Source organism: Aeromonas sp. R6-2, from assembly GCF_040908155.1.
In the GTDB taxonomy this organism is placed as follows: Bacteria; Pseudomonadota; Gammaproteobacteria; order Enterobacterales; family Aeromonadaceae; genus Aeromonas; species Aeromonas schubertii.
This window is the reverse complement of the sequence record NZ_JBFODE010000006.1, coordinates 227,038-239,756: the sequence shown is the minus strand read 5'-3', so window position 1 is coordinate 239,756 and position 12,719 is coordinate 227,038. Positions and strand designations below refer to the sequence as shown.

The 12,719-nt window shown below is 64.1% G+C and carries 10 protein-coding genes; 8 read left to right on the top strand and 2 right to left on the bottom strand.

All coding sequences use genetic code 11. From position 1 onward, the window contains the following. The first annotated feature begins 9 nt into the window (after positions 1–9). The 8 genes from pheT to AB5Y48_RS01400 all read left to right on the top strand — a co-directional run bounded on the left by pheT (position 10) and on the right by AB5Y48_RS01400 (position 10,763). Positions 10–2,397, top strand: a complete 2,388-nt coding sequence (gene pheT / locus AB5Y48_RS01435) for a phenylalanine--tRNA ligase subunit beta (RefSeq protein ID WP_368163543.1) — start codon at positions 10–12, stop codon at positions 2,395–2,397. 3 nt (positions 2,398–2,400) lie between these two features. Further along, positions 2,401–2,700, top strand: coding sequence for an integration host factor subunit alpha (gene ihfA, locus AB5Y48_RS01430; RefSeq protein ID WP_005351990.1), 300 nt, complete (start codon positions 2,401–2,403; stop codon positions 2,698–2,700). A gap of 73 nt (positions 2,701–2,773) precedes the next feature. Then, entirely contained in the window at positions 2,774–5,944 is a 3,171-nt protein-coding gene (locus AB5Y48_RS01425; protein WP_368163541.1) for a transporter substrate-binding domain-containing protein, read from the top strand. Further along, on the top strand, positions 5,922–7,145 hold the full coding sequence (locus AB5Y48_RS01420; protein ID WP_168929892.1) for a response regulator: 1,224 nt from the start codon (positions 5,922–5,924) through the stop codon (positions 7,143–7,145). The genes AB5Y48_RS01425 and AB5Y48_RS01420 overlap by 23 nt, the downstream gene beginning before the upstream one ends. Positions 7,146–7,178: 33 nt before the next feature. Beyond that, complete coding sequence (locus AB5Y48_RS01415) at positions 7,179–7,772, top strand: GNAT family N-acetyltransferase (RefSeq protein WP_050664964.1); 594 nt, start codon at positions 7,179–7,181, stop codon at positions 7,770–7,772. A gap of 47 nt (positions 7,773–7,819) precedes the next feature. Continuing rightward, a complete protein-coding gene (gene cobB, locus AB5Y48_RS01410) occupies positions 7,820–8,587 on the top strand; it encodes a Sir2 family NAD+-dependent deacetylase (RefSeq protein WP_050664949.1) in 768 nt (255 codons plus the stop codon). A gap of 77 nt (positions 8,588–8,664) precedes the next feature. Beyond that, complete coding sequence (locus tag AB5Y48_RS01405; RefSeq protein ID WP_136613588.1) at positions 8,665–9,126, top strand: hypothetical protein; 462 nt, start codon at positions 8,665–8,667, stop codon at positions 9,124–9,126. Continuing rightward, positions 9,123–10,763, top strand: coding sequence for a diguanylate cyclase (locus AB5Y48_RS01400; protein ID WP_168929891.1), 1,641 nt, complete (start codon positions 9,123–9,125; stop codon positions 10,761–10,763). The genes AB5Y48_RS01405 and AB5Y48_RS01400 overlap by 4 nt, the downstream gene beginning before the upstream one ends. Here AB5Y48_RS01400 and AB5Y48_RS01395 read toward each other — a convergent pair. Together AB5Y48_RS01395 and rbsK are read right to left on the bottom strand one after the other, a co-directional pair. Continuing rightward, complete coding sequence (locus tag AB5Y48_RS01395; protein WP_224160126.1) at positions 10,760–11,767, bottom strand: substrate-binding domain-containing protein; 1,008 nt, start codon at positions 11,765–11,767, stop codon at positions 10,760–10,762. The two genes, AB5Y48_RS01400 and AB5Y48_RS01395, sit on opposite strands and share 4 nt — an antisense overlap. Next, positions 11,767–12,687, bottom strand: coding sequence for a ribokinase (gene rbsK / locus AB5Y48_RS01390; RefSeq protein WP_136613586.1), 921 nt, complete (start codon positions 12,685–12,687; stop codon positions 11,767–11,769). Before rbsK ends, AB5Y48_RS01395 begins: the two co-directional genes overlap by 1 nt. Between the last annotated feature and the right edge of the window lie 32 nt (positions 12,688–12,719).

The following is a 12,719-nucleotide window of genomic DNA, read 5'->3' as shown; positions in this document are numbered from 1 at the left end:
CGAGAGAACATGAAATTCAGTAAATCCTGGGTGATGGAGTGGGTCCGCACCGAGTTGAGTGACAATGCACTGGCCGAGCAGATCACCATGGCCGGTCTGGAAGTGGACGCCGTGGAAGCGGTGGCCGGCCAGTTCAACAACGTGGTGGTGGGTGAAGTGGTCGAGTGTGGCCAGCATCCGGACGCCGACAAGCTGCGGGTGACCAAGGTCAACGTGGGTGAAGAAGCGCTGCTCGACATCGTCTGCGGTGCGCCGAACTGCCGCGCCGGCCTCAAAGTCTGCGTGGCCAAGGTCGGGGCGACTCTGCCGGGTGATTTCACCATCAAGAAAGCCAAGCTGCGTGGCCAGCCGTCCCACGGCATGCTCTGCTCCTTTAGCGAGCTGGGTATCGACGTCGAAGCCGACGGCATCATCGAGCTGCCGCTTGACGCCCCTATCGGCACCGATATCCGCGACTACCTGGCGCTCAACGACGTCGCCATCGACGTGGATCTCACCCCCAACCGTGCCGATTGCCTCGGTATTGCGGGTCTGGCCCGCGAAATCGGCGTGCTCAACCGTGCCGACGTGGTCGAGCCGACCTGGACGCCGGCTGTCGCCACCATTGACGCCAGCTTCCCGATCCGGGTTGAGGCGCCAGCCGATTGTCCCCGTTATCTGGGTCGCGTCATCAAGGGGCTGAATCTCAAGACCCAGAGCCCGCTCTGGATGCAAGAGAAGCTGCGCCGTGGCGGCATCCGCTCCATCGACGCCATCGTCGACATCACCAACTACCTGCTGCTGGAATACGGTCAGCCGATGCATGCCTTCGATCTGGCCAAGCTGGACGGGGAGCTGGTGGTGCGCCGCGCCAAGGCTGACGAGCCCATGACCCTGCTCGATGGCACCGAGGTGAAGCTCAAAGAGAACACGCTGGTTATCGCAGACGCCCAGGGCCCTGCCTGCATGGCCGGCATCTTCGGCGGCGATCGCACCGGCGTGTGTGAGACCACCTCCGACATCCTGCTCGAGTGCGCCTTCTTCGCGCCGCTCTCCATCACAGGTCGTGCCCGTGCCTATGGCCTGCACACCGATTCGTCCCACCGCTTCGAACGCGGGGTGGATCCAGAGCTGCAGGCCAAGGTGATGGACCGGGCCACCCGATTGCTGCTGGATATCTGTGGCGGCGAAGCGGGCCCGGTGATCGAGGTCAAATCCGACGAGCACCTTCCCAAGGCACAACCCATCACCCTTCGTCGCAGCAAGATGGAGCGTGTCATCGGCATCCAGATCGCTGACGAGCAGGTGGTCGAGATCCTGACTCGCCTCGGCATGCAGGTGACCGCCAATGCCGACGGCTGGACCGCGCTGGCCCCCTCCTGGCGTTTCGACATCGCCATCGAGGAAGATCTCATCGAGGAAGTAGCCCGTATCTACGGCTACAACAACATCCCGAACCTGAAACCCGTTGCGTCGCTCGCCATGGTGGAGCAGGCCGAAGGGCAGGTGACCCTCAAGCGTGTTCGCCACCTGCTGGTCGACCGCGGCTTCCAGGAGGCGATCACCTACAGCTTCGTCGATCCCAAGGCCCAGCAGATCCTGTTCCCGCAAAGCGACGCTATCGTGCTGCCAAACCCGATCTCGGTCGAGATGTCCGCCATGCGCGTGTCGCTCTTCCCGGGTCTGGTGCAGGCTGTCGTCTACAACCAGAACCGTCAGCAGCCGCGTGTGCGCCTGTTTGAGCAGGGTCTGCGTTTTATCAAGGATGCGTCGGCCGAGAACGGCATCCGCCAGGAGCCCATGCTGGCCGGTATCATCACCGGTAACCAGGGTGATGAACACTGGGACGCCAAGGCCCGTGCCGTCGACTTCTTCGATCTGAAGGGCGATCTGGAAGCCGTGCTGGATCTGACCGCCGAGGGTGCCTCCTTTACCTTCGAACGTGCCGAGCACAGCGCCCTGCACCCGGGCCAGAGCGCCGCCATCCTGCGCGATGGTGTGGTGATCGGTCATATCGGGGTGATCCACCCGAGCCTCGAGAAGAGCCTGGGCCTGAAGACCCGTGCCGTCCTGTTCGAGCTGGAGCTGGACAAGCTGACCCCGGCCAAGGTGCCGGTCGCGGCCGAAGTTTCCAAGTTCCCGGCCAACCGCCGCGATATTGCCGTGGTGGTTGACCGTCAGGTCCTGGCCGGTAACGTTCTCGCCGTAATTAAAAAAGTTGGCGGAAATCAGGTAGTTGGAATAAACTTGTTTGACGTGTACCAGGGCGCTGGTATGGCCGAGGACAAGAAGAGCCTGGCCATCAGTCTGGTGTTGCAAGATACCCAGCGCACCCTGGAGGAGAAAGAGATTGCCGAAACCGTCGATCGCGTGGTTCAGGCTCTCTCGGCAGAGTTGAACGCATCCTTGAGGGATTGATCTATGGCGCTGACCAAAGCCGACATTGCAGAGCACCTGTTCACCCAACTCGGGGTGAGCAAGCGCGAGGCCAAAGAGCTGGTGGAAGCCTTCTTTGAGGAGATCCGGCAAGCCCTGGAGCGGGGCGAACAGGTCAAGATCTCCGGCTTTGGCAACTTCGATCTCAGAGAGAAGAGCCAGCGACCGGGTCGCAACCCCAAGACCGGTGAAGACATTCCCATCACGGCGCGACGCGTCGTGACCTTCCGACCCGGGCAGAAGCTCAAGGCGAGGGTCGAGAATGTCGAACCGCTCAAGGAGTAACAAAAAGCCAGGCCTAGCCTGGCTTTTTTCACTCTCCCTTTTTAGCGTGCCAGCCCTGGCCGGCTCATTACCCTTGAGCGAGCCCACCCGCGCCTGGTTGGCCAGCCAACCCGAGATCTCCCTCTGCTATCCGGCCATCGATTACCCTCCCTATCTGGTGAAAGGGGGTGGCTTGGCGCGGGATCTTATCAGACAACTGACCGACTCTCTGGGGTCGCGCGTCACCTATCTCTCCTATCCAACCTGGCGTGCCACCCGGGAGGCCTATCTGGCGGGGGCGTGCGATCTGCTGCCCATCATGAGCCCGGAGGGGGTGGATCCTCTGCTTGGCGTGCAGAGTCGGCCCCTCTTCACGGTGCGCTCGGCACTGCTCTACAGGGCCGGGGCAAGGAGGGGGAGTGCCATGGTACCCGCCGCCTGGCTGAGTCCTGACACCATGGGGGAACTGTTGCCCGAGCTGGCCCTGAAGCCCGCTCCGGCAGGGGTCTCTCCCTACCAGCTGTTGCAGGAGGGGAAGGCACAGGCCTATTTCGGTGACTACCTCTCCCTGCGCGATACCCTGCGCCAGCATCCCGATCTCGATGCCAGATTGCGGACCCTGGATAGCCAGGGATTACTGATGTCCATGCGCCTGGTGATGCGAGACGAGCCCAGATTGCGCGAGGCTATCGATATCGCCATCCGTTACCTTCCCCCGACCCGGGTCTACCGGCTGGCCGAGGAGTACGTTCCTCATGCCGCGCAGGCGATCAACCCTCCCGAGTGGAGTGACGAGACGCTCTCCTGGTTGGCTCGGACCCGGGAGATTCGGGTGGCGATAAACCCGGGTCTCAGCCCTTTCTCCAGCGTGGGAAGCCGCGGTGAGCCGGTAGGGTGGGCGGTCGATGTGCTCAAAGGGTTGCTCAGACCCCACGGTATCGCCATCTCCTGGGTTCCGGTCACCACTCGGGAGGAGGCGTTGGGGCGGCTGGAAGGTGGGCAGGTTGATCTGCTGCTCGGGTTACCCGAGACATCGGCGCTGGCCGATACCCTGCGTTTTACCCGCATCATGGTGCGCAGCCACTGGGCCATCGTCACCCCTACCAGCGTCGTGACCGAGCTGGCTCAACTGGCCGGTAAACGGGTATGGGTGCCGGAGAGCCTGTGGGACACGGATCTGCTTGCTACCCTGGCGCCGGCTCAATGGCAGCGGGTCGCCACCCTCGATGAGGGGGCACGGCGACTGAGGCTCAACGAGGGCGATGCCATGCTGGCCGATCTCTATCAGTTGCAATACCCCTTGCAGCTCAATCGATTGCACGATCTCAGGATCAACGATCTGGCGACCGAGCGCTGGGGCCTCGGGTTTGCCGTCGCTGCGGCGTCACCCCATCTGGCCACCTTTCTCGATCAGGGGATCATGCGGATCACCCCGACGCAGCAAGATGAGCTGCGTCAGCGCTGGCTGCGGCTCTCGGTGACCCAGGTCGAAGGGGTGAGTTATGGACTCTGGATTGGCTCTTCCCTGTTGCTGCTCCTGACTGGTGGGAGTATTTCGCTGCTGATCTGGCGCTCCAGACGCCGAATGGCCCTCGAGGTCGTGCGTCGGCGCGAGGTGGAGAAGGGGCTGTCGGAGGCCCGGGAGCGTGCCGAGGCCGCCGTCGAGGCCAAGGGGCGCTTCCTGGCCTCGATAAGCCACGAGATCCGCACCCCCATGAACGCCATCATAGGCCTGCTGGAGTGGCTCTCCGGTACGCCGCTCTCGGCAGAGCAGGGCAGGGCACTGGAGGGGGTTCGACAGGCCAGTGACGAGCTGCTGGGTCTGCTCAACGATATTCTCGACTTCTCCCGTAACGAGAGCACCCAGCTGGCCCTGACTCCACAGCGAGTCGATCTGGCCCTGCTGTGCGAGCAAGTGGCGGCCATCCACTGGCCCAAGGCAAGGGACAAGGGGCTGGCCCTGAGCCTGCGGGTTGAGCCTGACTTGCCGGTAACCCTGTGGCTCGATCCCCATCGTTTCGCCCAGATAGTCCACAACCTGCTCTCCAATGCCATCAAGTTCACCCCAAGCGGCCGGGTGAGCCTCACCCTGGGGGTGGGCGATGGCCTGCTGCATCTGGCGGTGGAGGACGAGGGCCCGGGTATCGAAGAGGAGCTCGGTGCACGCCTCTTCCAGCCATTTGAGCAGGGTGAGGAGGCCAGACGCCAGGGGCTGGGAACCGGCCTTGGGCTGGCCATCTGTCGCCAGCTGGTGAGCCAGATGGGGGGGGTGATCGGTGTCACGGCACGCCAGCCCGGGAGCCGCTTCTGGTGTCGCCTGCCGCTGCAACCATCGCCCCTGCAACTCCCCCGCAAGCGTGTGGTAGAGGGCGTCACGCTGTTGATGCCGTCCGACGAGGCGGCTCGCTGGGATCCCTGGCTGGGCCGGCTCGGGATCGCCCGGCAAGGGGAACCCCTTGGTTTGGAGCATGATGAGTTTGGGCTCCCGTGCTGGCGCTGGCGTGGTCAGCGGCTGCTGCCCGGCGCCATCCTGACGGCCCTGACCACGGCGAGCCAGGGTGAGAGCCACGAGCCCCCTGCGACGGGAACCGGACTCAAGGTGCTGCTGGTGGAGGATCACCCCCTCAACCGCCAGGTGTTGGCTATGCAGCTGGGGCAGTTGGGGGCCCGGGTGGTGGAGGCGGCCGATGGCGCCGAGGCGCTGCAGCATCTGGAGCGTGGGGAGAGGGTCGATCTGGTGTTGACCGATCTGCAGATGCCGCTGGTCGACGGCGCCGAGCTGTGCAGACGAATCAAGGGCGATGCCCGTTGGGATGGGATCCCCGTCTATGTGATCACCGCCGATCTCAGTGTCCAGGCGGCCGAGCGACTCACGGCCTGTGGCTGCGATGGCCATCTTGACAAGCCGGTGCGTCGCCAGGAGTTGGCGAATCTGATGCAAGGGTGCCTGCCCACCGTTACCGATGAGACACCGAGTGGACTGCTCAATGATGAGTTGATAACCCTCTATGAGACCACCAGCCGACAGGATCTTGCGCTGCTGCAACGCCAGTGGCGTGAGGGGGATAGCAAAGGGTGGGCCTCCCAATTGCACCGGATCAAGGGTTCGGCAAAAATGGTAGGCGCCGCCGAGCTGGTCAGACTGGCTGACTATTGGCAGCAGCATCCGCAATGGGATGGAGAGGCCGCCCTCGGTGCGGCGCTGGAGAGCGTGGTATGCCGCTTGCGCAGAGGTGACGACAATGATCAACATCATCACAGATGAAGAGCTGACAGCGCTGCTGGGAGGTGCAAGCGGTGAGCAGGATGAGTTTCGTCCCGTAACCCTCTATGCCCTCGACGATCGCAGCTATTGCCTCGCCCTCGAGAGCCAGCTGCCAGCCGAGATTGCCCTGTTGCGGGCCGAGCCCTCCAGCGACTGGCAGTGGGGAAGCTGGTTTGGCAAGAGTCAGTTCCTGCTCTTTAGTCCCGCCCACCACAGTGGCAAGGTTTACTGGGATGCCCTGCATGAGGGGGAGGGGATCCTGAGTCTCGATACGCTCTGGCGCCCCCGACTCGAGCGGGCACTGCAGGCCTGGCATGAGTGGCTGGGTCGCCAACAGGTGTTGCTGCTCGAGGATCACCCCTTTCAGGGAGCGCAGATGGCCGGGCAGATCCGGGAGATGGGCGCCCAAGTGACCCTGGTTCGCGACGAGAGCGAGCTGCGCCGCGCACTGGAGACCGGGCCGGTGGATTGGGTCGTCAGCGATCTGGCGCTGGCACACGATGATGCCATTCGGGTATTGGGGCGCGAGGTAAAGGTGACGGCGCCGGTGATCCTGCTGTCGGGGCACGATCAGTCCCTGGTCGACGGGGCCGCACAACTGCTCTCCCTGCGCGGTGTCAAGGTGGTGGGAGCCTTTACCAAGCCCCTCGACACCCATCGCCTGCTTCCCCTGCTGCTGCGCGGTTACGAGGGGGCACCTGCCCCCCATCTTCGTCCTCCCCAGTCGCGCCGGGTGAGAAGCTGGGCAGGGGAGATTGCAGGCGTCCTGGGGCGGCCGGATGCCCCTGTGCCGGCCCCCCTGAGTCGCTGGCTGCTGCTCGCTTCTCTCGACAAGGAGTGGTCGGCCCTGCGTCAGCAGGCCGAGGGCGAGGGGCGATGGACGCTGGTCATTCGCTCCCGGGATGAGCTGCTCTCCCATCCAGAACGCTTCTCCCTCGCCTTGCAGGCTCGCCTGGCGGGGGCCTCGCTGGCCCTCTTCGTCGATAGTCGGGAGACCCTCTCCTTCGAGCTGCTCGAGCGCCTGCCCCTGGAGGCCATACTGGTTGGCTCACGCTTGTTGCCCTTGCTCGAGCAGGGGGGGCTTATCGAGCACTTTCTGGAGCGGGCCCGGGACAAGGGGTGCCGGCTCTATCTGGATGATCCCTACGGCTTGCTCGACGACGAGGTCTGGCTGGCGCGCGGCTTTGAGGGGCGCTGGTAGGTGGGCATTGATTATCGCTGCAAGGGGGCCGACATGCCGCTCCTGCATCAGCTGTTGGATCAGGGGCCCTGGCCTCATACACGCAAAGAGATGCCGCTGTCGTTGACTCTGGGCGGCGATCGGGTGTTGCTGCGAGAGGTGGTGCCCGGTGACAAGGGGCGTCTGGTTCAGGCCTTTCACGACCTGAGCGAACGCAGCGTCTACCTGAGATTCATGCGTGCCAAGCAGCCGCCGAGCCAGGAGCAGGTGGCCTGGTTTACCGATTATCCGCGTGACACCCAGCTGTCACTGCTGCTGTGTGACGACAAGGGCTACCCGGTGGCGCAGGCCCAGTCTATCCGGCGTCGGCGCCATCCTCTGCGGGCCGAGTTCTCCTGTGTGGTCGCCGATCACTTCCAGCGTCGCGGGGCGGCTCGCCATATCTTGCTGGCCCTCGCCCTGCTCGCCAGGGGGGAGGGGGTTCGGGAGTGGATGGCCGAGATCCTGGCCGAGAATCGCCCCATGCTGGCTCTGGTGCAGCGGCTCGGATTGCCGGTGTCGCTGGTGACGGGGCGGGCCATGGTGTTTGTGCGCCTTGATCTGACCGCTCTCGATCCCTGGCTTGCCCATCAGACCAAGGGCGAATAGTCGCAGGGGAAGGCGCGTGCTAGGGTCAAGGAAAAAGGAGTAAGGCTATGGAACGACACTACCAGCATATCGTTATCCTGACCGGGGCAGGCATCTCGGCCGAGTCGGGGATCAAGACCTTCCGCGCCAGCGATGGACTCTGGGAGGATCACAGTGTCGAGGATGTGGCCACCCCCGAGGGCTATGCCCGGGATCCGGCTCTGGTACAGCGCTTTTACAATGCACGGCGGGCCCAGCTGCAGCAGCCCTGTATTCATCCCAATCCCGCCCACTACGCCCTGGCTCGCCTCGAGCGCCTCTTTCCGGGCACTGTGACCCTGGTGACCCAAAATATCGACAACCTGCATGAGAGCGCCGGTAGCAAGAACCTTGTCCATATGCACGGCGAGCTGCTCAAGGCGCGCTGTCCCCAGTCGGGACAGACTATCGAGTGGAAGGGGCCGATCACCGAGAGCGATCTCTGCTCCTGCTGTCAGTTTCCCCACCCCCTGCGCCCTCATGTGGTCTGGTTCGGCGAGATGCCGATAGGGCTTGATCGCATCTATTCGGCACTGGCGCGCTGCGATCTCTTCATCTCTATCGGGACCTCGGGGGCCGTCTACCCGGCCGCCGGTTTCGTCCATGAGGCGAGCCTGAGCGGAGCCCATTCGGTGGAGCTCAATCTGGAGCCCAGTGAGGTCGACAGCCAGTTTGACGAGAAGCACTATGGGTTGGCCACCCATCTGGTGCCCGCCTTCGTGGACGGCTTGCTGGTGGCCCACGGCGTGCAATCCGAGCCTCTCAAGCCTGAATACGACTGGATGGCGCATCGCTGATCCGCAGCACTCTCCTGGCCATCGGAGTGAAATCCCGCCACACTCATCCCGACATGGTGTGAAGTGGGAGGTGCGCTATGCGTCTAATGCGCGGATGGTGGCTCGGGTTGCTTCTGGTGTTCGGGGCTCAGGCGGAGGAGGTGCTGCTGACCCTGAAAAATGGCAATGGTGAGCCTATTCGTACCTTCACCCGAGCCCAGTTAACGTCGCTGCCCCAACACCATTTTCGTACCATTACCGCCTGGACCCAGGGCAGCAATAGCTATGAAGGCCCCGCCCTTGAGCAAGTGCTGCAGGGGACGGGCGCCAAACGCATCGCCATGACGGCCCTCAATCACTACCGTTATGAGCTGGATCTGAGACCCTTCTCGAGCTACCCCGCCATCCTGGCCATGAGCGAAAATGGCAAGCCTCTCACCCGTCGCAACAAGGGCCCCCTGTGGCTTCTGCTGCCTTTCAGCGATCGCCCGGATCTCAAAACACCGGAAAATGAGGCTGCCATGGTATGGCAGTTGGTGACCATAGAGATAATTCGATGAGGCGCCTGCTGTACAACGCCATGATGTTGCTCACGGCACTGCTCTTTATCGGTGTGTCGGTATTGGCTCTTTATCTGCAGGGGAAACAGGAGAAGAGCGTCGATTACCTCTATCGCACCAACTACTGGCACATGGGCCAGCTGGTGTTGGAGTCACAACGTTTCTGCGATGGATTGCGACTCTATCGGGCGGGGGCTCTCTCCAGGGACGATCTCACCCTGCTCTTCGATCTCCTCTGGAATCGGGTCGATATCTTCCTGGTTAGCGAGGAGTCTGCGGAACTGCGCAGGCAGGGCGGAATGGTGGAGGCGACCCGCTCCCTGTTTGATAACCTCAAGCGGTTGGCCCCCCGGATCGACGGAGGTGAGCTTGGTCCCGGCCCTATGATGGACGAGCTGGTCGAGCGAGTCACTAATGACATTCGTCGTATTGAGGTCCTCGAGCAGGAGGCACTGACCGGTGAACAGCGCCAGAGTTCGGTCCAACATATCCGCCGGGACCTGCGCTGGCTTCAGATCAGCCAATTGCTGCTGCTGTTGGCCGGCATGGTGCTGGTGCTGGCCCTGTGCCGGGCCAACGATCAGAATCGGCGCCTCTCTTTACTCGATCCCCTGACTCGGTTGGGCAACCGACGAGCCTTCTACCAGGCCCTCGGATCCGGATTGTGTCACGAGCGGGTAGGGGCCCTGGTTATCCTCGATCTCAAGCGCTTCAAGCAGGTTAATGATCAGCTCGGGTATCAGGTGGGAGACAGATTGCTGCAGGTGATCGCCCAGCGGCTCGGCGACTGGCCCCATGGCACGGCCTACCGCCTTGGAGGGGACGAATTTGCCCTGGTGATGCCCCCGGCCGAGAGTGCCGGGTTGAGCGAACGGGTCAAAGAGATCCCGGGGGTGATCGGCGAGCCCTTTATCACCCGGGAGCAGCGCCTCATCCCCCGCTGTCGGTTGGGCGTTGCCTTGGCCGGTGGATCGGATGAAGTGAGCAATCTCATCGATCATGCCATCCAGGCGCTGGATCAGGCCAAGCGGGGGGACCTGGGTGATCTGGTCTTCTTCGAGCGGCGTCTCGCAGAGCGTCTGCTGCTGCGTCAGCAGCGCAGTCAGACCCTGTTGCAGTGGCTTCATCAGGGGGGCATGAGTCCCCTGGAGCACAGCTTCGAGCCGCTACAGAGCGCAGGAGAGGTGAGCGCCCTGCTGCTCTATCTGCGCTGGCTGCCGCAAGGGGAGCATTGCGAGCCCGAATGGCTCGACGAGGTGGGGATGCTGGAGCAGGTGGCGCTGCCCCACGCGGCCATGCTTTGGCAGGAGCGGGGTCTCCCCCTGGTGATCCGCTTGCACGGCGTGACGCAACTGATTCATCTGCTCGATGGCCTGGCGCTGCGGCAGGAGATGGTCAGCCGTGTGATCCTCTCTCTCCCCGTGGTGGGAGAGTGGGATGAGCAGCTCAAAGAGAGGGTGATTGCCAGCGGCGTCGCGTTGGCTGTCGAGGAGATAGGCAGCGCCACTGCCCGTCAGCTGGCAGAGGGATGGCCCATTCGTTTCTGGCTATCCCTCTCCCATCAGGGGCAGCTGGGGGAGAGCCTGCTCACCCTGTCGCGGGAACTCGGTCTGACCCCACTGGATTGCCCGGCTTAGGGGCGGGGGGAGGCGCAGGAGCGGCGGATCACCAGATTGGGCTCCAGCGTGATCAGGCGCGAGGCGTCCTGGCTGCCATTGATGCGTGCCAGCAAGGTGGTCACCGCGAGGCGGCCGAGCTCCTCCTTGGGCTGGTTGACTGTGGTGAGCGGCGGCGAGAGGTACTCGGCCAGCTCCACGTTGTCGTAGCCGATGATGGAGAGATCTTCCGGGATGCGCAGCCCCGCCTCGGTGGCGGCGCTAACGGCCCCCATCGCCATCATGTCGTTGCAGACAAACAGGGCGGTGGGCCGCTCGGGCAGCGCTAGAAGACTCTGCATGGCGCGATGGCCGCTGGCGCAGTCGAACGCCCCTTCGACGATCCACTCGCTGTGCAGGGGGAGCCCCGCCTCCTGCAGGGCGTCGATAAAGCCGGCCAGCCGGTCGGCCCCCGGTGCCCGCGAGCGCGGCCCCGTGATGCAGCCAATCTTGCGATGACCCAGGGCAATCAGGTGGCGGGTCGCCAGCATGCCCCCGTGGCGGGAGTTGTCGGCGATGAGATCGCAGCCATCCCCCCCCGTGCCCCAGTCCATCTGTACCACCGGCAGCCCCTTGAGCCAGTCGAGCTGACCCAGCACCTCCTGTTGCCCCTCGCTGCACATGATGAGCAGGCCGTCGACCCGCTTTCTCAGCATCATCTTGAGGTAGGAGAGGGCGGTCGCCGCCTCGCCCTCGGTGTTGCCGAGCATCAGGTTGTAGCCCTGCTCGAAGCAGTAGCGCTCCACCCCGCGCACCACCTCGGCGAAGAAGGGGTTGCTCGAGGTGGTCACCAGCATGCCGATACTGTGGGTCTCTTTGACCTTGAGGCTGCGCGCCACCAGACTCGGCGCGTAGTTGAGCTCAAGCATGGCGGCGAACACCCGCTCCCGGGTCTCTTCGGCCACGAAGCGGGTCTCGTTGATGACGTGAGAGACGGTGGTGGTCGAGACCCCGGCCCGCACCGCCACGTCCCGAATGTTGGCCATCAGCCATGCTCCTTGAGGAAATTGCGCACCTCGGCCAGGGTCGGGATCGAGCTCTGGGCGCCCAGGCGAGTGACCGAGATGGCTGCCGCCGCGTGGGCAAAGCGAATGGCTTCCGCCATGGTGGCGCCGCGCAGCCGCTCGGCCAGCAGGGCCCCGTTAAAGGTGTCGCCGGCCGCCGTGGTGTCGGTTGCGGTGACGCGAAAACCGGGGATGAGGGCCGCCTTCCCCTGCTCGCTCCAGTAGACCCCCTGGGCGCCCAGGGTGATCATCACGCTGCCGATCCCCATGGCGTGGAAGCGCAGGGCCGCCTCGCGGGCGCTCGCCTCGTCGGTGACCGCCACGCCGGTCAGGAGTTCGGCCTCGGTCTGGTTCGGGGTGATGAGATCGACCAGGGCGAGCAGCGCCTGGGGCAGCGGCTGGGCCGGGGCAGGGTTGAGCACCACCCGGGTGCCGGCCGCATGGGCGAGCGTGGCGGCGCGCAGCACGCTCTCGAGGGGAACCTCGAGCTGCAGCAGCAGGGTGTCGGCCCCCTGAATCGCGTCGGCGTGGCGCTCGACCACCTCGGGCGTCAAGGCGCCGTTGGCCTCGGCCGAGAGGCCTATGCTGTTCTCCCCCTCATCGCTCACATAGATGATGGCGATGCCGGTTGGCAGGAGTGGGTCACACTCGACCGCGCTCACCTCGACGCCGTCGGCGGCGAAGCCATCGCGCATCTGGTGGCCGATGGCATCATCGCCGATGCGGGCGATAAAGCCGATGTCGGCGCCCAGGCGCGCCGCAGCCACCGCCTGATTGGCTCCCTTGCCGCCGGACAGCACCTGGTAACTGTGGCCGCGTAGGGTCTCGCCGGGACGGGGAAAGTGAGGGACGCGCAGGACATGATCGGCATTGACGCTGCCGAGGACGACGAGTTGCTTCATAGATAATCCTGTTTCGATACGGCTTGGGGTGA